Raw genomic sequence first — 18,961 nt, forward strand, 5'->3', positions numbered from 1 at the left:
AAATAGTTAAAAATGACAAGTCAAATTATTTACTAAAAAAAGCTTAAGAGAGGTGTCATACCTTTTGTTTCGCCTCAATTAGTGATAAAATTGACCATAAGAGTCTAATTAATTCGAGGTGTCTTTGTGAAGAAGTTCAATCCTAATAAAAATATTATTATTACCTTAATCATTGTTATCATTGTGGTGACAATCTTAAGTGTGACTGCCGCGCAACGAGCGAATGAAGGAAAACCTAATTTCTTCCAGTCTTTTGTCAATGACAGTGTTTCATTTGTTGACCGTGCAATCTCTGCGCCCGTAAGATGGGTCGAAAATGGAGTGGATTCAGTCCATAATCTTTTCACGACTTATTCTGAAAATGAGCGATTAAAAGAGAAAATCGATAGTTATGATGAATTAGCATTAAAAAATAAAAATGACCAAAAAGAAATCGAAGCATTAAAGAAAGAACTTAACTTAAATCAAACATTGACTAACTATGAAAAAGTAACGGCGAATGTGATTACACGCTCACCAGATACTTGGCAAGATATGTTGATCGTTGATAAAGGATCAAAAGATGGCATTGAAGTGAACATGGCGGTAATGGCACAAAAAGGATTAATTGGTCGAGTAGTTGAAGTCAATCGTACTTCTTCTAAGATCGAGCTGCTGACTTCGTCAAATGAAAGTTCGAATCATTTCCCAGTTCGGGTATCTTCTTCTAGTGGAGAAGCGTTTGGATTATTGAAAAACTATGACGAAAAACTGCAAGCGTTAGTCGTGACACAATTAACTGGAGATACGAATATCAAAGAAGGCGACGTCGTTCAAACTTCTGGCTTAGGTGGGAACTCACCAGCAGATCTGCCGATCGGAACAGTCATCAAGACCAAACCAGATAGTTATGGCTTGGATCGTGAAGTATATGTTAAGCCTTACGCTGGAATGTATGATCTGCCAGTTGTGACGATCGTGCAACGACTGGTGGAGGATTAACCTATGCTGAAAAAAGATACAATGAAATATTACTTGCCAGTTGTATTGTTCTTATTGATGTTGATTGATGGGCATTTGACTAGAATGTTTGTCGAGTGGTCAAATGGGCAATACATGGCTAGTGCCCATTTTCTCATTTTGGCTTTGCTGTTTTGCAGTATGAAATTTCCTAAAAGGTATTTATTGATTACAACGGTCGTCCTTGGAGCAATCTTTGATACCTACTATATCGGTGTAATCGGGATCTATGCGGTGGCATTACCACTGATGGTCTTTATTATGTATTCGATGAGTTCTTATATCCACTTTAATATCTTTACAGAATTTTTTAGTATGATTATTTTTGTTACGGGGTATGAGTTGTTCACTTTAGCTGTACAATTGATTTTCAAATTAGTATCTGTAAATAACACTTACTTTATTACTAGATATCTTGGGCCAACTTTATTATTAACGATGATTCTATTCGCAGTTTTCGTTTTTCCATTCAAGAAATTATTCAGTGATGAATAATTTCTTTTTTTTGTACTGATTTCTGAAATAAATGTCATATTTTGTGAATAATCATTGAAACTTACATGTTTGTCATTTTAAGATTTTATTTTGAAATGTTTTTGTAACATAACTATTATATCGTTGACATACTGCTATGGTACAATTTTTATATCGTTAAGAAAGACTTAAATATATTTAGATATTTATTAAATTAAGCCAGTCGGAGGAATGAAGAGTGAAAAAGAGTTTATTATCAGCGGTAATGCTAAGTTCAATCGCTTTAACTGCCGTAGGATCACCGATCGCTGCCGCGGCGGACGATTTTGATTCTCAGATACAACAACAAGACAAAAAAATTGCAGACTTACAAAACCAACAAGCAAGTGCACAATCACAAATTGAAGCATTAGAAGGTCAAGTTTCTGCTATTAACACAAAAGCGCAAGATTTATTAACTAAACAAGATACATTGCGTAAAGAATCTGCTCAATTAAAACAAGAAATCAAAGATTTACAAGAACGTATTGAAAAACGTGAAGCAACAATCCAAAAACAAGCACGTGAAACACAAGTAAAAAATACTAGTTCAAACTATATTGACGCTGTGTTAAATGCAGATTCATTAGCAGATGCTGTTGGTCGTATCCAAGCAATGTCTACAATCGTTAAAGCAAACCAAGACTTAGTACAACAACAAAAAGAAGACAAACAAGCAGTAGAAGCGAAAAAAGCTGAAAATGAAGCAAAACAAAAAGAACTTGCTGACAACCAAGCTGCTTTAGAGTCACAAAAAGGCGATTTATTAGCAAAACAAGCTGACTTAAATGTCTTGAAAACTTCATTGGCTGCTGAACAAGCAACAGCAGAAGATAAGAAAGCTGACTTGAACCGTAAGAAAGCTGAAGCTGAAGCAGAGCAAGCACGTATCCGTGAACAAGCTCGCTTAGCAGAACAAGCTCGTCAACAAGCAGCTCAAGAAAAAGCTGAAAAAGAAGCACGTGAACAAGCTGCTGCACAAGCTGCACAAACACAAGCTTTATCATCAGCATCAACTACAACAGAAAGCTCATCAGCTGCACAATCTTCAAGTGAAGAATCAAAAGCTCCTGAGTCTTCAACAACAGAAGAATCAACATCTACTGAATCTTCTACAACAACAGAAAATTCATCAACTGGCTCTTCTTCTACTGAATCATCTTCAACAGAAGAATCAACAGTTCCTGAATCTTCTACACAAGAGTCAACACCTGCGAATACAGAAAGCAGTTCAAGCAGCTCTAATACAAATGTAAATAATAATACAAACAATAGCACTAATAATAGCACTAATAACAGTACAACAAATAACAACAATAACAACAATACTGTAACACCAGCTCCAACACCTACACCAACGCCTGCTCCAGCACCAGCACCAAATCCTTCTGGTAGTGTGAACGGCGCTGCGATTGTAGCAGAAGCTTACAAATATATTGGTACTCCATATGTATGGGGTGGTAAAGATCCAAGTGGCTTTGACTGTTCTGGATTTACACGCTATGTATATTTACAAGTAACTGGCCGTGACATCGGTGGTTGGACAGTACCTCAAGAATCAGCTGGAACAAAAATTTCAGTTTCTCAAGCAAAAGCTGGAGACTTATTATTCTGGGGTTCTGCTGGCGGAACTTATCACGTAGCTATTTCATTAGGTGGCGGACAATATATCCATGCACCACAACCAGGTGAAAATGTTAAAGTTGGTTCAGTTCAATGGTATACACCTGATTTTGCAGTAAGTATGTAATAATAAATAGAATGAACAGGAGGAGAAATCTTCCTGTTCATTTTTTTTTGTGGCTCTATTCTTTTTGATGTTGGTGAAATTCACCAACATCTTTTTTATGGTTTAAAAAGTATAAAAATGATACCCTATGATTCTAAGGTTTCTTTTTACCAATATCCTTTGACAACGTGTCTTTTTTAGTCTGTAATGCAATCAGTGAGTAAAGAATGAAGTTTATATGTAGCTATAAAATAGTAGGGGACATTGGTGATTTTCACAAAAAATGATCATGGATGTTTGGAATGAGAGACGAAGCAACCAAAATAAATGAGCTAGAGTGAAGAAGGTTGGTGTAAACCAATCACTATTCTCTCTAGCTCATTTGGACTTATTAGTCAAAATAGGATTTCCAATGAATGAAAAAACTGCTATTTTTACTGTTTATGAATCGATCATTTTATCTAGTAATGATTTAGCTTGATCAATTAATGTACATATTCTTCAGAAAGTGTCATGAAACTATTGATATCCTCTAAAACCATATCGATGCCAGCTTGCCAGAAATCTGGTTTCGTTAAGTCAACACCTAAATGTTTTTGAGCAAGTTCTTCGGTTGTCATTGAAGCTGTATCTCTTAATAACTCAATGTATTCTTGCTCAAAACTTGTTCCTTTTTTGTTTGCATAAGCATAAATACCTAAACTAAATAAATAGCCAAACGTGTAAGGGAAGTTATAAAAAGGAACATCATCAATAAAGAAATGCAATTTAGCTGCCCAGAAGTGTGGGTGGTAAGTAGCTAAGGCATCATGATAACCTTCTTTTTGAGCTTCAACCATCATTTGAGTGATTTCTTCTTCTGAAACAAGTCCTTCTTGTCGCGCAGAATAGAAACGATTTTCGAAAATGAAACGAGAATGGATATTCATAAACATGGCCAAAGCATTTTGTAATTTAGTATCTAATAAATTGATTTTTTCTTCTTTCGTTTTGGCTGCTTTTAAGGTAGCATCAGCGACAATCAATTCAGCAAACGTGCTAGCAGTTTCTGCAACATTCATTGCATAATCACGGTTCAATGCTGGCAGATCCCACATGACACTGCTATGAAAGGCATGACCTAATTCGTGGGCTAGCGTAGCTACTTCATTGACTGAGTTACTATAGGTCATAAAAATTCTGGATTCTTGGGTTTCTGGCAGCTCAGTACAATACCCGCCAGGTCGTTTTCCCGGACGATCCTCTGCTTCAATCCAACTTTTTTCAAATGCAGATTGTGCAAAGGTTGCCATTTTGGGACTGAATTTTTGAAAATTCTCAATGATGAAAGAGGCAGCTTCGTCAAAGGTAAACGTCTTTTCCTTTAGATCTCCTAAAATAATTGGTGCATCTTGATCTTGCCACTCCATTTTTTCTTTACCGAAAAGATTGGCTTTTCTTGTTAAGTAATCAACTAACGGTTGTTTATTTTTTTGGATAGTTGCCCACATCACATCAAGTGTTTCTTTTTTTAAACGATTGTATTCTAATGGTTTTTGTAAATAGTCGTTCATACCATGTAGTTTATAGGTTGATAAACGGAAACCATCTAAGTGATTTAATGTGTCCGATAGTAAAGACGTTTTTTCTTGCCAAGCTTTTTCCCAGGCGATAAATAACTTTTCACGTACGAGTGGATCTGGATCACCCATCATTTTATTGAAGGCTTGACCTGCTGACAAGTCAGTTACCTTGCCATTTTCTTCAAATGGAATCACGATTGTTCCCACAATTGTGTCGTAATGACTGCTCCACGCATTCAGCCCGTCTAATGAGAGTGTATTGATGATGTTTTCTTCTGCTTCGGACAATAAACGATGACCGTCTCTGCGAATCTCATTCATACGAAAAGCAATCAAAGAAAATGCATCTGTTTGGAGCAATGTTTGCCAATTATTGTCAGATATTTCTGCAAATTTTTTCGATAAAATCGTATCGGCTGATTGCCAACGTGGTAATAGTGCATATAATTTTCCTGATAAAAGCTTTGCTTGGGTATCTTTGACATTCGCAGATAACAAAGCCGTAATATAACTATTACATTGAGAAAAACCTTCTGTAATTGTTTCTTGTTGTTTGATCAGTGTCGTAAGTTCATCATTTGTACTGACTGAATGATCCCATTGATTAACGGATTGATAATAGGTATTGATTTGTTTTTCTAATTGTTCTAAGCGTTCATTTAAGGCTGGGGAATCACTTCCACCTGAAAAAATTGAATCAAGATCCCAATTTAGTGAATATGTCATGAAAAAGCTCCCTTCAATTTATAATACAATTAGTATAGCATTATTTTCTTATTTAAGTCTCTAAGAAAAGTTTGTTGTTTCGCAAAAAAAGAGCTATTATAAATGGCAGAGGTGACTTATGAATTCAATAAAAAAACAAATGAAAAATGGCAACTTTTATTTAGTTATTGCAGTACTCATCATGGCTCTCTTATTTTACAGTTCATCGCAAACTTACGGACAACAATCCCAAGTCTCCAGGATCGAAGAGTGGTTTCCCAATCATCCGTTTAAACAAGTATTTGATAATATTCGTTTTACTTATGGCGATGGGGTAGTGAGTGTGGATCATTTAGGTTATGGTAAATTCGTTGAATTTTTCTTACGAAAAGGTGCTCATTTTGGGTCTTATTTTATTTTAGGTGGTAGTTTGTTTTTAGGGGTCTTTCCTAAAATGAAAATCTGGTGGTTAACAAGTGTCTTAGCTTGGTTATCGGCGACCGGTTATGCTGGGTTAGATGAATTTCATCAGATGCTTACAGGGAATCGAACACCGTCTTTCCAAGATGTCATGCTCGATTCAATGGGGGCGTTGACAGCGATTGTCTTATGCTTGATCGTTGGTTTTGTGAGAAAAAAATTTTAGGTAGAAGTATCAATTAGTGTACATGAAAAAATGAGTTATAGAAGTAATTAAAATTGAGTATGAAGCCGAAAAATTCTAAAATAGTTTTCTATTTTAGGATTTTTCGGCTTCATTTCGTAGTATACTTGTGATTCATTTTTATAGAATAGAACTTGTGGATCAAAGCCAGCTGTTGTTTATTTATTGATAGATTGGATTGGAATTTATTTTAGGAGTGGTTGATTTTATCCTTGAATCATTATCTGTACCTCTCTTTGGGCACTAGTTTTTTATACAGTGACGCCTTTTGTGTATCGCTGTATAATCCTTTCATTATTTCTTCAAACAGAAGTTCATATGTATGTAATAATTTCTGGTGATTAGCCAACTCATTGGATGATGAGCGAAAAAACCTATTCCATAGCGAATTATTTTGATCTTGATTCGCGATCGTAGTATGAATAATATCCAGCTGCTGAAGGATTGAACAGAGGAGGCCCTTACCATTTAAAAATGATTGCATTTTTCTCTTGTCACTAGCTAGTTTTTTGACTAAAATCTTTTGTTCAAATTCGTTATTCTCTGGTTTGACGAGTAGTTTTTGCTGGTCTGCGATACTGGCGGATAATTCTAAGATCTGTTGCTCAGTGTAACCAAGAAACTATTGATAATAAGTTTTTTTAGCTTGTAACTTATCGTCCATTTTATTCCCCCTTTGATAGTGATAGACGTAAAAAAACTGGTCTCTCTAAAGTTTAAGATAAACTTTGTTGAGAAACCAGTTTTTTTATGAATTCATTTTTTATTGAAGCTATCAGAAAATGATTACTGGTGTACCTTTTTCTACCATGCCAAACAATTCTTTCATGACACTTGGCGGCGTATTGACACATCCATGAGATCCACGAGTTTTCCAAAGATCGCCACCATATTCAGGTTGCCAGTCGGAATCATGGATACCAACACCGGTCCAGTCAACTGGCATCCAGTAGTTTACAGGACTTGCATAAGGGGTTCCATCATCATTCGTTCCTTTTAATGTGGCATTTTCCTCTTTGTTCCAAACATAGAAAACACCAGCTGGAGTAGGGGTCGTAGGTTTTCCAGACACGATGTCAGTTTCTAGCGCAACTTTACCATCTTTGTAATACCACATATGTTGGTTTTTTAAATCAACTTCGATATAGGTATCTTCTATTAAAGGATGATCAGCTGTTGTGGCACCTTGAACAATTGGTGATCGGGTAAAGTCTTTACCTGCCAGAATGGCTGACTTCAAAGCTTCTGTTTCTGCATCAGTTTTGATTGACCAACTATAGGTACCAACAGGAACCGTTACTTCACCACGTTTTGTACTTTTAAATTTCGTGTCATTCGTACTCGTGTTATATTTTTCTCCTAAACCTGTTACATAGTTTTTAACTTGTGTTGTATCTAAATCAACTTTACCATCTGTGTAAGTTAGCCAGTTAGCAATTTCAGAACGAGGTATCTGGAAAGTATTACCGTTGATACTATAGGTTCCTTTGGTATTAGCAATGGCATTCATTTCATCGACTTGTTTTGTTAAATTTTTATCGGTCGCTGTCACTTTTGGTTTTGTTTGAAATTTAGTCAAATCAATTTTGTTTTTGCCATCCTTAACACTGGTTTTCAGCGCGTTGATAGCTGCTGTCACATCAATCGTATCGCCAGTTATTTCTGGTTTTATTTTGAAAGAGTCACCAGATTTTTCAATCGTCGCATCTTGTGTCTGTGTCCGATCTTTATTTAATTCGGTTAGCTTATTCGTCGTGGAAGCCAGCGTTTCATCTAGTTTTTGATGATCAGTATCTTGTGGATCAATTTCTTGTTTTTCACTAGCGGAAACATAGTTCATGCCCCATGACCAAGCATTTTGTTGGTTTAACAATCGAGATAAATCTGCTGAAAAGTCATCTTTATAACCAAGCTCAGATTTTGCGATCTCTTCCCAAACTTTCCCATTTTCTTCAATCGTCAGCTTTTTATTGGAAAAGGTGTCTTTTAATTTGTCATTTGCCTGTTGCACGGTCAGGTTACTTACATTGATGGAATTAATTTCCGTGTTAGGTAAAAAATGATTGGTGTAATATGTACTGCGGTAAGCGTAAAAGCCGATTAATGCGAGGAATACGCCTAGCGTAGTTAATAGACCAATGTGTAGCGATTTCGATTTTTTATGATGAGAAGATCTTGTCATGCGGGCAGCTCCTTATTTGATAGTTTAGCGTATAACGAACTAATCATAGCATATTTTGAGAAAAAAGACGAAGGGGACAAATGATTTAGCAAAAATTTAACGATCGTTAAGTAAAAAAATCAAGCAGAATGCTGACATTCTGCTTGATTAAGTGGTTAAATTTATTCTAATTATTCAGCGTCTAATTTAGAAAAAGCTTCATCTAAGATTTCTTTTAATTGTTTAGCTGAAGCAGCCATACGATCTTGTTCGCTGTCACTTAGAGGGATTTCGATAACTTTTTGGATACCTTGACGGTTGATTACTGCAGGGGCACCAATGTAGATATCGTTCAAGCCGTATTCACCATTCATAAATACAGATAGTGGAAGTACAGCATTTTCATCATCTAAGATGGCACGAGTGATACGTGCTAAGGCTACAGCGATACCATAGAAAGTAGCGCCTTTCTTTTCAATGATTGTGTAAGCAGCATCACGTACACCAAAGAATAAGTTAACCATTGCTTCTTCATCAACGTCTGGATTGTTTTTAACCCATTCATAAATTTGTAAACCAGCAACGTTAGCATGTGACCAAACAGGAAATTCTGAGTCACCGTGTTCACCTAAGATATAAGCATGGACGTTACGTGCATCAACATCAACTAATTCTGCAAGTGCTTGACGGAAGCGAGCTGAGTCAAGTGAAGTACCTGAACCGATTACGCGTTCTTTAGGGAAGCCCGAGAATTTCCAAGTTGAGTAAGTTAAAATATCTACTGGGTTAGCAGCAACTAAGAAAATACCATTGAATCCTGATTCAACAATTTGTGTTACTACATCGCGGTTGATTTTTAAGTTTTTATTTACTAAGTCTAAACGAGTTTCACCTGGTTTTTGTGGTGCACCAGCAGTGATAACTACTAAGTCAGCATCATGTGCATCTGCATAAGTAGCAGAGTAGATTTTTTTAGGTGAAGTAAATGCTAGAGCATGTGATAAATCAATAGCATCTCCTTCAGTTTTTGCTGTGTTGATATCTACGATACCTACTTCTTGTGCAATGTTTTGAGTAACTAGGGCAAAGGCATAGCTAGAACCTACGGCGCCATCTCCAACAAGAATTACTTTTTGATGATCTTTTTTTCTGCAGCTGCAGTCATTATATATCAATCCTTCCATTGATTTTGTTTTTTCCCATGCCTATGCTAACATTTATCAAGCCCGCTGTCACGCTATTTGGCTATAAAATATAACAGATAACAAGGTTGTATTATATGTAAAAGCTTACATGTGCGTGATTTCACTATTTTTAAAAGGTTATTAATTTATTAGACTTTGAAGAAAATTTTAATTTCTTTATCATTTGTTAAACATTCTCTTTTTGTTGAAACAGGTATTTGTGTGTTATACTTAATAGTAGAAAGTAAAAAAATGAAAAAATGAGTCAAAGACTGGATTGCTTTAGGGCGCTCCAGCCTTTTGTGCTGCTTTTTTCAATTAGGTGGTAGAACAAATGAAAATGATCGTAGGGCTTGGAAACCCAGGAACCAAATATGCACAAACCAAACATAATATCGGCTTTATGGTCGTTGATCGCATGGCTGAAAAGCAACAAGCTGTGTTTAAAAAAAATACATTTGAAGCGGAAGTTGCAGAGTTTTTCTATCAAGGAGAAAAAATCTTATTAGTGAAGCCGCAAACTTTTATGAACGAATCTGGTCGTGCTGTAGGACCATTAATGACTTATTTCGGTATTTATCCGGAAGAATTAGTTGTTGTTTATGATGATTTAGATCTTGTAACTGGCAAGATCCGCTTGCGCCAAAAAGGGAGTGCTGGTGGACATAATGGAATAAAAAGTATCATTTCTCACTTGAATACGAATGTATTTGACCGTATCAAAGTAGGCATTGGTCGACCAGAAGGAAACAAAACTGTTGTTCAACACGTGCTAAGCCCATTTAGTAAAGAAGTTCAACCATTGATTGAAGCAAGTATCGATCAGTCAGTGGCAGCACTCGAGTTTATGCTGGATGGTCATTCGTTTATCGATACGATGAACAAATTCAATTAGCGAAGGAGGAAAAAAATGGATATCGTTCAATTAATTGGTAAAGATCCACAGGTAAAGGAATGGCTCAACCAGATAGAAGAAAAATCACCAAGACAATTGATCACTGGTTTAGCTGGTTCAGCCAAAACTCTTCTCTTTGCTCGAGCGTTCAAAAAAACAAAGAAAAACTTAGTCGTATTAATGCCTAATCTGTATTATGCGAATCAACTAGCAGAAGATTTGCAACATGTTTTGCCAGCAGAACAAATACATTCTTTTCCAGTAGATGAAGTTCTTTCTGCGGAAATGGCTTTTTCTTCCCCAGAAGCAAGAAGAGAACGAGTTGCTACACTAAATGCCTTACAACAAAAACAACCAGGGGTCTATTTATTACCAGTAGCAGCATTGCATAAACGATTACCCAGTCCAAAAGTTTGGAAACAAGCCCAATTGACTTGGCGAACGGGAGAGGAAATAGCCGTTGACGATCTGCCTCGTCTATTGACTTTATTAGGCTACGAACGAGTTGAGATGGTGGCAAAAACAGGAGAGTATAGTATTCGTGGCAGCATCATTGATATCTACCCGATCAATCTCGAACATCCCGTACGTATCGAATTATTTGATGTAGAGATTGACTCCATGCGATATTTTGAAGTAGAAACTCAGCGCTCGATCGAAAAAGTAACAGAAATTTGGATCGCACCAACAAGTGAACAGGTCTACGACCAAGCTGATTTACTTCATGGGATCGACCGACTGGAAAAGTTGTTAGAAAAGAAACTAGCGACGATTTCAGAAGAAACAGACCGCCAATTCGTGCAGGATTATTTTGGACAAGTGATCGCGCAATGGCAAGCAGGAAATCCGACAGAAGACGCGAAACTTTATGCTGATCTTCTTTATCAAGAAGAAACGACGATCCTTGATTATTTTCCAACAAGTAGTTTATTCATTGTGGATGATTATCAACGAATCATGGAAACAAATCGGGAGATCGAAAGAGAAGCAGCTGAATGGCAAACACAAAAAATTAGTGAATTACGTGTCTTCTCAGAGCAAGTCTTTGTCAATGATGTGCATAAATTAGTTCAAAAAGAAAAATTTGTGACGACTTTTTTTGCGCTTTTTCAAAAGGGTATGGGGAATTTACGTTTTCAAGCGATTCACAATTTTCAATATCGTACGATGCAACAATTTTTCGGTCAAATGCCATTATTGAAAACAGAAATGGACCGATGGCGTAAGCAAGAACAAACAGTAGTCATCTTTATTCCTACGAAAGAACGGATTAGAAAAGCGGAGCAGATGTTACGTGATGAAGAGATCCTAGTCGTGGAAACCGAAAAAGAAAAACTGATCAGAGGACAAGTGCAACTAGTGGAAGGGGCGCTGCAAACAGGGTTCGAACTTCCTCAAGAAAAAATAGTCGCAATTACGGAAAAAGAAATTTTCCAAAAAACGACGAAGAAACAAACACGGCGACAAACCGTAACTAATGCGGAACGTTTAAAAAGCTATAATGAACTAAAAGCAGGCGACTATGTCGTTCACGCAAATCACGGGATCGGTAAATATATTGGGATGGAAACGTTAGAAGTGGATGGTGTCCATCAAGACTACATGACGATCCTTTATCAAAATGACGATAAATTATTTATTCCGGTTACCCAGCTGAATTTGATCCAAAAATATGTTGCTTCTGAATCAAAAGCACCTCGTATCAATAAATTAGGCAGTAGTGAATGGACGAAAACCAAAAGAAAGGTTTCGTCTAAAATTGAAGATATCGCAGATGATCTGATCAAACTATATGCTGCCAGAGAATCAGAAAAAGGGTATGCGTTTGGACCGGATGATGGGTATCAAAAAGAATTTGAAAATGCCTTCCCATACTCTGAAACGGATGACCAATTACGGAGTGCCGCAGAGATCAAACGAGATATGGAAAAAGAAAAACCGATGGATCGTTTGCTCGTTGGTGATGTTGGCTACGGTAAAACGGAAGTGGCTTTACGAGCTGCTTTTAAAGCCGTCAAGGAAAGTAAACAAGTTGCCTTTTTAGTTCCTACGACCATTCTCGCCCAACAACATTATGAAACGATGTTGGAACGTTTTGAAGGATTTCCAGTAAATGTAGGTCTATTGAGTCGTTTCCGAACGAAAAAACAACAAAAAGAAACGATTGAACAATTACGTACTGGACAAATCGATATCGTAGTCGGAACGCATCGTATCTTATCTAAAGACATTGAATTTAGTGACTTAGGGTTATTGATCGTTGACGAAGAACAGCGTTTTGGTGTAAAACATAAAGAACGTTTGAAACAACTACGTGCCCAAGTGGATGTCTTGACGTTGACAGCGACACCGATCCCACGGACACTCCACATGTCAATGCTCGGGGTTCGTGATTTATCAGTGATCGAAACACCGCCTGCCAATCGTTATCCGATTCAAACTTACGTGATGGAAAAAAATCCTGGAGCGATTCGTGAAGCTATCCATCGAGAAATGGGGCGTGGCGGTCAAGTGTTCTATCTCTATAATCGAGTAGAGACGATCGAACAAAAAGTGGAAGAAATCCAAGAACTTGTACCAGAAGCACGGATCGGTTATGCGCATGGTCAAATGACTGAAGCGCAATTAGAAAATACATTGTTTGATTTTATTGAAGGACAATATGATGTGTTAGTCACAACGACGATCATTGAAACGGGTGTCGATATTCCAAATGCGAATACGCTCTTCGTTGAAAATGCTGATTACATGGGGCTATCGACTCTTTATCAATTACGAGGTCGTGTGGGACGAAGCAACCGAGTGGCGTACGCCTACTTCATGTATGAACAACAAAAAATCTTGAATGAAGTCAGCGAAAAACGTCTTCAAGCCATTAAAGATTTCACCGAACTAGGCTCTGGTTTTAAAATCGCTATGCGGGATTTATCGATCCGAGGAGCAGGAAATCTGCTAGGTGCGCAGCAGCACGGCTTTATTGATGCTGTCGGATTCGACATGTATTCGCAAATGTTAAGTGATGCTGTTTTACGTAAACAAGGAAAGAACAACCAAGTGGAAAAAACAGCAGTTGAAATCGATCTTGGGGTCGATGCTTACTTGCCAGAAGAATATGTTTCGGACCAAAGACAGAAAATTGAAATTTATAAACGGATCAGGGAACTTGATTCACAAGAAATGCTTGATGAATTAGAAGATGATCTTTTAGACCGTTTTGGGGAATACCCTGAAGAGGTGGCACATCTCTTAACGATTGGCCAAATCAAAATGGATGGCGATCGCGCCTTGATTGAAACAATTCGCAAGCAACAGCAGACTATCGTCTTTAATCTAAGTAAAGCAGGAACAAAACGCTATACTGTAGAACAGTTATTTGAAGCTTTGACTGCAACAAAACTAAAAGCAAGTTTAGGTGTAGAAAAAGAAAAAATGGTGATTCGACTAACGGTTCCTAACAAGACCGATGAAGCAGTTTGGTTGCAAGAAATCCAACGTTTTGTCAAAGCTTTACGTGAACAAAAATATCTGTCTGCTTAGGAAGGAGCGAATACTTTGGACCATAAAGAGATGCGTCGCGTGATGCATGGCGCATTTATATTGACGATTGCTTCTTTCATAGCAAAAGTCCTAAGTGCGCTGTACCGCATTCCGCTCCAAAACTTAGTTGGTGATGAAGGATTTTATGTATACCAACAAGTATACCCAATCTATGGGATTGCCATGACTTTAGCGTTGTCTGGTTTACCGCAATTCATTTCAAAATATGTCGCTGAACGAAAAGATCCAATTCAGCGAAAAGAAGCACTGCAACGGCTTTATCCATTAGTTTTTTGGACAGGGATTGTTCTGTGGCTGTTTACTTTTCTCTTTAGCCGTTGGATTGCTTGGATGATGGGGGATCAGCAATTACGACCGCTGATCCAAATCGTTTCATTTACTTTCTTACTGATGCCAGGACTATCTTTTTATCGAGGAAATTTCCAAGGCAGATTTTTGATGGAACCGACAGCTGTTTCACAAGTCGTTGAACAATTTGTGAGAGTGGCGATCATCGTTTTCAGTGCCTTTGCTTTTCGACTATTTGGCTGGTCAGTTTACCAAACAGGAACTGCTGCTATGAGTGGTGCAGTCATCGGGGGACTTTGTGCCTATGGTGTGTTGCGCTATTATGAACAAAAGATCCATGGTGGGGCGTTAAGTTTTCGACATTTTTCGGTCACGAAACGACCTGACAAACGATTGATCCGGCGTTTTTTAGTTGAAGGGGGCTTAGTGTCAATCTATAGTGGTCTGCTGATTTTCTTTCAGCTGATCGACTCATTTTTTGTAAAAAATGCGCTTCAAGTTTATGGACTATCTGAACAAAGTGCAAAAATTGCAAAAGGGGTCTATGATCGTGGGCAACCGTTAGTTCAATTAGGACTAGTGATTGCAACTGCATTAAGTGCGACTTTCTTACCTGCATTGACGAAATACTTGATAACGGCTGTGCATAGTCAATTTCTAAAGACTGCCAAAATCTATTTACGGTTAACAACGACTTTAGCATTAGCTGCTTCTGTAGGTCTAGCTATGCTTTTACCGTATATCAACTATGCGCTATTTAAAGATTACGCTGGGAATGCAGCGTTGGTGCTATTCGTCTTTGCAATTGCTTTAACAGCGATCATCCAAACCTATCAAAGTATTGCCCAAAGTAAAAATTCTTTTCGTCCCTCTTTGAAAGGTGCAGGCTGGGGGCTGTTAGCCAAAGCATTGGCAACCCCGTTTCTAACTGGTTATCTAGGGACAGTAGGAGCTAGTTTGTCGACCTTGCTAGGATTGGCTGTCACTCTATGGTATTTTGTCCATACGGAGACTAGTGAAATCAATCAGTTCTGGAAAGAACGCCGCTTTGGAAGTAAATTGCTTCAATGTTTGGGATGGATGATCTTAGCCTTACTGATTTATTATGGCGGGCTGACGATGATTTTTGGCCCGGTTGCTCATCGGTCTTCTGCGTTCTTTGCCAGTTTAGCAGGTGTAGGAATCGGAGCGTTCGTCTTTGTGAATGCTGTGATCTGGACAAAATTATTTACGGTTAGAGAATGGTTGATGTTACCGTTTGGAAAAAAGATTTTACGATTTAATAAACTTATAAAAAATAAAAGTGAGGAATCCTAATGCGATTAGATAAATTTCTTAAAATTTCTCGAATTATCAAACGCCGCTCTGTAGCAAAAGAAGTGGCAGATAAAGGAAGAATTCAAATCAACGGAAAATTGGCTAAATCTTCTAGTGATGTCAAGGTAGGCGATCAATTGAAGATTCAATTTGGAAACAAAACAATGGAAGTAAAAGTCAATGAATTACATGAGTCAACGAAAAAAGAAGATGCTCAAAAAATGTATGAGATCATTTCGGAGATTCGCAAGCAAAACACTGACGAAATAGATTAGACAACCCTCAATGATATTGGTATAATGAAAACGACAATCAAAAAAGATTGGAGCGAAGAGAAGTGACAAAAAAAAGCAACAAAATTGCTGCTTTAGATACAGAGTATGCAAAGAAAAAATATGTCGAATTTCAAGAACAACAACGCCAGTTGATTTTTCGTAGACGTCGATTAGCAGTTATTTTTATAGGTGCTTTGGTCATTTTCGCAATTTTAGGTTTTCAAATTTTTCGTGATATGCAAAGAATGAATCAATTAAACGAATTGAAAGTTGAAGCAAATACGGAATTAAGCCAAGTCAATGCTGATGTGGATCAGCTAACACAGGATGTCTCATTATTGAAAGATGATGACTATGTGGCGAAACTTGCGAGAAGCAAATACTTTTATTCAAAAGAAGGCGAGCAGGTTTATCCAGTATTAGAATCAAATACGGATGACACAGACCAAACAACTAGTTCAACAACTGCAAAATAAGCAGTATTATAAATAGGTTAATAATTAGGAGGAACATTTTTTTTATGTCAATCGAGGTAGGAGCAAAACTGCAAGGGAAAGTATCAGGAATTACAAATTTTGGCGCGTTTATTGATTTAGGAGCTGGAAAAACTGGTCTAGTTCATATCAGTGAAGTCTCAAATGGCTATATCAAAGATATTCATGATGTTTTAAGTGTCAGTGATGAAGTAACTGTTAAAGTTATCTCAGTTAATGATGATGGTAAAATTGGATTATCAATCCGTCAAACACAACCAAAACCAGCGGAATCAACAGAATCAGATGATGATAAGCGTCCAAAAAAATACCAACAAAGAGATCCTCGCGATAATCGAGGTCGTTCAACACAGAAAAAACCTTTTTCTCGCAGTCAATCTTCTAATAACCATAAAGAAGACTTCGATTCATTAATGAGTTCATTTTTAAAGGATAGTGATGATCGATTGACTTCCTTGAAGCGCAATACAGAAGGTAAACGTGGCGGACGCGGCGGACGTCGCAGCTAACCAAAAACTTAAGAGCAGGCAATTGTCGCAGACTTTTGTCCGCTCTTTTTTTCATTGGAATCTTTGATGGTAGGTTGATCGAAGCCGAGAAGGAACAAGGAAGTGATTCGATGGAAGAAGAACAAGACGCAAGGAAGATCAGACAACGTTTTTTGACAAATTGTGAAATCAATGGTTATTTGAATGAACAAACAAGAGCGCTACTGGCGGTTTCTGGGGGAGTAGATTCTATGGTCCTTCTGGATTTAATGATGGAAGCGCAAAAAAAATGGGGTTTCTTTTTGGCAGTGACCCATATCAATCATCAATTAAGAGAAGAATCTGTTCATGAAGTTGCGTATTTAAAGAAGTATTGTCAACAACATCAACTCCCGTTACAAGTGGAAGTTTGGGAAAAGCCAACAAAAAAGGGCATTGAAACAGCGGCTCGAGAGTTTCGTTATCAAGTGTTTGCGAAGCAGATGCAAAGCGGCAGCTATGACTGCCTAATGACGGCACATCATGGGGATGACCAAATGGAAACGGTTTTAATGAAGTTGTTGCGTGGGGGGCAACTTAGTACCTATGCTGGGATCAAAGAAGCCCAACCCTTCTCCAATGGCCGATTGATTCGTCCGTTACTAGGATTTAGTAAGGCGCAATTATATCAATATGCTTCAGAGCGAGAGCTGGTTTATTTTGAAGACCATACGAATCAAGAGTTGGATGTTCAACGTAATCGCCTTCGTCATTTGGTTCTGCCTCAACTAAAACAAGAAAATCCACAAGCAATGGTTCATTTTCAACGTTTTTCGCAGCAGATCCAATGGGCAGATCGATTGATTCAAACACACATGAAGAAAGTCTTGATGGAAAATGTCGTAGAAGAAAACGAACGGGTGCATTTTCCTTGGAAACTATTAGCGGAGATGCCAGAAGAAGAAAACTATTATTTCTTATACGCATTCTTTGATCATTTTTTTGAAAAAACAGCGATCGTGATCAAAGAAAAACAAATCCAACTGATTTTACAACAGTGTCAACAGAAAAAAGGCCAATGGAAAATTACTCTTGAACGAGGGTGGGTTCTGCAACGTAGCTATGAAAAAATCTATCTTATCCAAGAGAAAGCTGATCCCTCAAAAACAATACAAGAACGAACAGAGGCACATAAGTTAGAGTTGAATCAACGCATCAGGTTAGATGAAAGCTGCTGGATCGGCTTGTTTACACCTGAAGCAGCCGAAGAAGCTAGAAAAGCAGATGATTGGGACGAGTTTTCTCATGATCTTTGGCTATCTTCACATCAAGAACTGTTTGTAGGAAAGAGACAAGCAGGAGAGCGTATCCAGCTAAATAGCAAACTAAAAAAGAAAATATCCAGATATTTGATTGATAACAAAGTACCTGATTCACAAAGAAAAGAGGCATGGGTCGTGAGGGATCAAAATGAAAATATTTATAGTTTGGTCCCATTTACCTATTCCTATTTGAGTATTGGTGTAGAAACTGATAAAATACACTACATACTTCTTTACAAATATCACAAAGAAGCAATTGGAAGGAGAACCTGATGTTAGAAAAGGATATTGAAAAAGTTTTGATTACAAGAGAAGAAATACAAGTTCGTTGTGAAGAACTAGGCAAAGAATTGGCAGAAACTTATAAGCATAATAATCCACTCGTTGTTGGTGTTCTAAAAGGCGCTGTTCCATTCATGGCAGATATCATACGTTCGATTGATGCTCACTTGGAAATAGACTTTATGGATGTTTCAAGTTATGGAAATGCAACGGTTTCATCAGGAGAAGTCAAAATCGTCAAAGATTTAGATACCAATGTTGAAGGTCGTGACTTACTGATCGTTGAAGATATCATCGATAGTGGAAGAACACTCGCTTATTTGGTTGATCTATTTAAATACCGTAAAGCAAAATCAGTGAAAATTGTCACATTGCTTGATAAACCAGAAGGTAGAGTAGTTGATATTGAAGCAGACTATGTTGGATTCAATGTTCCTAATGAATTTGTAGTGGGTTACGGATTAGATTATGCAGAAGCTTACCGTAATTTACCATACATCGGTGTATTGAAGCCTAGCGTTTATCAATCAAATTAGTGCTGTATCT

General features: G+C 37.5%; 15 protein-coding genes. 12 read left to right on the plus strand and 3 right to left on the minus strand.

Annotated elements, in window-relative coordinates; all coding sequences use genetic code 11:
- Window positions 1-126: 126 nt before the first annotated feature.
- From mreC to EHR_RS05270, 3 genes are all read left to right on the plus strand, one after another.
- On the plus strand, window positions 127-981 hold the full coding sequence (gene mreC, locus EHR_RS05260) for a rod shape-determining protein MreC (protein WP_010720591.1): 855 nt from the start codon (window positions 127-129) through the stop codon (window positions 979-981).
- Window positions 982-984: 3 nt separating this feature from the next.
- Window positions 985-1,494 carry a rod shape-determining protein MreD gene (mreD, locus tag EHR_RS05265; protein WP_010737284.1) on the plus strand — a complete coding sequence of 170 codons (510 nt, stop codon included), beginning with the start codon at window positions 985-987 and terminating at the stop codon, window positions 1,492-1,494.
- Between the two features lie 217 nt (window positions 1,495-1,711).
- Window positions 1,712-3,262: a C40 family peptidase gene (locus EHR_RS05270; protein WP_010737285.1), complete on the plus strand. Its 1,551-nt coding sequence runs from the start codon at window positions 1,712-1,714 to the stop codon at window positions 3,260-3,262.
- 464 nt (window positions 3,263-3,726) lie between these two features.
- On the opposite strand, the gene EHR_RS05275 is transcribed toward EHR_RS05270, so the two are convergent.
- Window positions 3,727-5,529, minus strand: coding sequence for a M3 family oligoendopeptidase (locus EHR_RS05275; protein ID WP_010737286.1), 1,803 nt, complete (start codon window positions 5,527-5,529; stop codon window positions 3,727-3,729).
- Window positions 5,530-5,647: 118 nt separating this feature from the next.
- On the opposite strand from EHR_RS05275, the gene EHR_RS05280 reads away from it, so the two are divergent.
- The gene (locus EHR_RS05280) at window positions 5,648-6,154 is read left to right on the plus strand and encodes a VanZ family protein (RefSeq protein WP_010737287.1); all 507 of its coding nucleotides are present in this window, start codon (window positions 5,648-5,650) and stop codon (window positions 6,152-6,154) included.
- Between the two features lie 793 nt (window positions 6,155-6,947).
- On the opposite strand, the gene EHR_RS05290 is transcribed toward EHR_RS05280, so the two are convergent.
- Both EHR_RS05290 and EHR_RS05295 read right to left on the minus strand, forming a co-directional pair.
- On the minus strand, window positions 6,948-8,354 hold the full coding sequence (locus tag EHR_RS05290) for a L,D-transpeptidase family protein (protein WP_010737288.1): 1,407 nt from the start codon (window positions 8,352-8,354) through the stop codon (window positions 6,948-6,950).
- A gap of 170 nt (window positions 8,355-8,524) precedes the next feature.
- Window positions 8,525-9,517: an L-lactate dehydrogenase gene (locus EHR_RS05295; RefSeq protein WP_014834417.1), complete on the minus strand. Its 993-nt coding sequence runs from the start codon at window positions 9,515-9,517 to the stop codon at window positions 8,525-8,527.
- Between the two features lie 334 nt (window positions 9,518-9,851).
- On the opposite strand from EHR_RS05295, the gene pth reads away from it, so the two are divergent.
- The 8 genes from pth (at window position 9,852) to hpt (ending at window position 18,951) form a co-directional block, all read left to right on the plus strand.
- Entirely contained in the window at window positions 9,852-10,412 is a 561-nt protein-coding gene (gene pth, locus EHR_RS05300) for an aminoacyl-tRNA hydrolase (protein WP_010720584.1), read from the plus strand.
- A gap of 15 nt (window positions 10,413-10,427) precedes the next feature.
- Window positions 10,428-13,949, plus strand: coding sequence for a transcription-repair coupling factor (gene mfd, locus EHR_RS05305; protein ID WP_010720583.1), 3,522 nt, complete (start codon window positions 10,428-10,430; stop codon window positions 13,947-13,949).
- A 15-nt stretch (window positions 13,950-13,964) separates the two neighbouring features.
- Window positions 13,965-15,575 carry a putative polysaccharide biosynthesis protein gene (locus EHR_RS05310; protein WP_010737289.1) on the plus strand — a complete coding sequence of 537 codons (1,611 nt, stop codon included), beginning with the start codon at window positions 13,965-13,967 and terminating at the stop codon, window positions 15,573-15,575.
- Window positions 15,575-15,850 (plus strand): RNA-binding S4 domain-containing protein, encoded by a 276-nt coding sequence (locus EHR_RS05315; protein ID WP_010720581.1) that lies wholly within the window; start codon window positions 15,575-15,577, stop codon window positions 15,848-15,850. The genes EHR_RS05310 and EHR_RS05315 overlap by 1 nt, the downstream gene beginning before the upstream one ends.
- Window positions 15,851-15,912: 62 nt before the next feature.
- The gene (locus EHR_RS05320; RefSeq protein ID WP_010737290.1) at window positions 15,913-16,326 is read left to right on the plus strand and encodes an FtsB family cell division protein; all 414 of its coding nucleotides are present in this window, start codon (window positions 15,913-15,915) and stop codon (window positions 16,324-16,326) included.
- Window positions 16,327-16,370: 44 nt separating this feature from the next.
- Window positions 16,371-16,853: a S1 domain-containing RNA-binding protein gene (locus tag EHR_RS05325; RefSeq protein WP_010720579.1), complete on the plus strand. Its 483-nt coding sequence runs from the start codon at window positions 16,371-16,373 to the stop codon at window positions 16,851-16,853.
- Window positions 16,854-16,963: 110 nt separating this feature from the next.
- The gene (gene tilS, locus EHR_RS05330; RefSeq protein ID WP_010737291.1) at window positions 16,964-18,406 is read left to right on the plus strand and encodes a tRNA lysidine(34) synthetase TilS; all 1,443 of its coding nucleotides are present in this window, start codon (window positions 16,964-16,966) and stop codon (window positions 18,404-18,406) included.
- Entirely contained in the window at window positions 18,406-18,951 is a 546-nt protein-coding gene (gene hpt / locus EHR_RS05335; RefSeq protein ID WP_010737292.1) for a hypoxanthine phosphoribosyltransferase, read from the plus strand. The genes tilS and hpt overlap by 1 nt, the downstream gene beginning before the upstream one ends.
- Window positions 18,952-18,961 lie beyond the last annotated feature (10 nt).

Source organism: Enterococcus hirae ATCC 9790 (assembly GCF_000271405.2).
Lineage (GTDB): Bacteria > Bacillota > Bacilli > Lactobacillales > Enterococcaceae > Enterococcus_B > Enterococcus_B hirae.

Coding starts and splice junctions, on each gene's coding strand:
- tilS (WP_010737291.1), top strand. CDS start 16,964: ATGGAAGAAGAACAAGACGCAAGGAAGATCAGACAACGTTTTTTGACA.
- mreD (WP_010737284.1), top strand. CDS start 985: ATGCTGAAAAAAGATACAATGAAATATTACTTGCCAGTTGTATTGTTC.
- EHR_RS05280 (WP_010737287.1), top strand. CDS start 5,648: ATGAATTCAATAAAAAAACAAATGAAAAATGGCAACTTTTATTTAGTT.
- hpt (WP_010737292.1), top strand. CDS start 18,406: ATGTTAGAAAAGGATATTGAAAAAGTTTTGATTACAAGAGAAGAAATA.
- EHR_RS05325 (WP_010720579.1), top strand. CDS start 16,371: ATGTCAATCGAGGTAGGAGCAAAACTGCAAGGGAAAGTATCAGGAATT.
- EHR_RS05315 (WP_010720581.1), top strand. CDS start 15,575: ATGCGATTAGATAAATTTCTTAAAATTTCTCGAATTATCAAACGCCGC.
- pth (WP_010720584.1), top strand. CDS start 9,852: ATGAAAATGATCGTAGGGCTTGGAAACCCAGGAACCAAATATGCACAA.
- EHR_RS05275 (WP_010737286.1), bottom strand. CDS start 5,529: ATGACATATTCACTAAATTGGGATCTTGATTCAATTTTTTCAGGTGGA.
- EHR_RS05290 (WP_010737288.1), bottom strand. CDS start 8,354: ATGACAAGATCTTCTCATCATAAAAAATCGAAATCGCTACACATTGGT.
- mfd (WP_010720583.1), top strand. CDS start 10,428: ATGGATATCGTTCAATTAATTGGTAAAGATCCACAGGTAAAGGAATGG.
- EHR_RS05295 (WP_014834417.1), bottom strand. CDS start 9,517: ATGGAAGGATTGATATATAATGACTGCAGCTGCAGAAAAAAAGATCAT.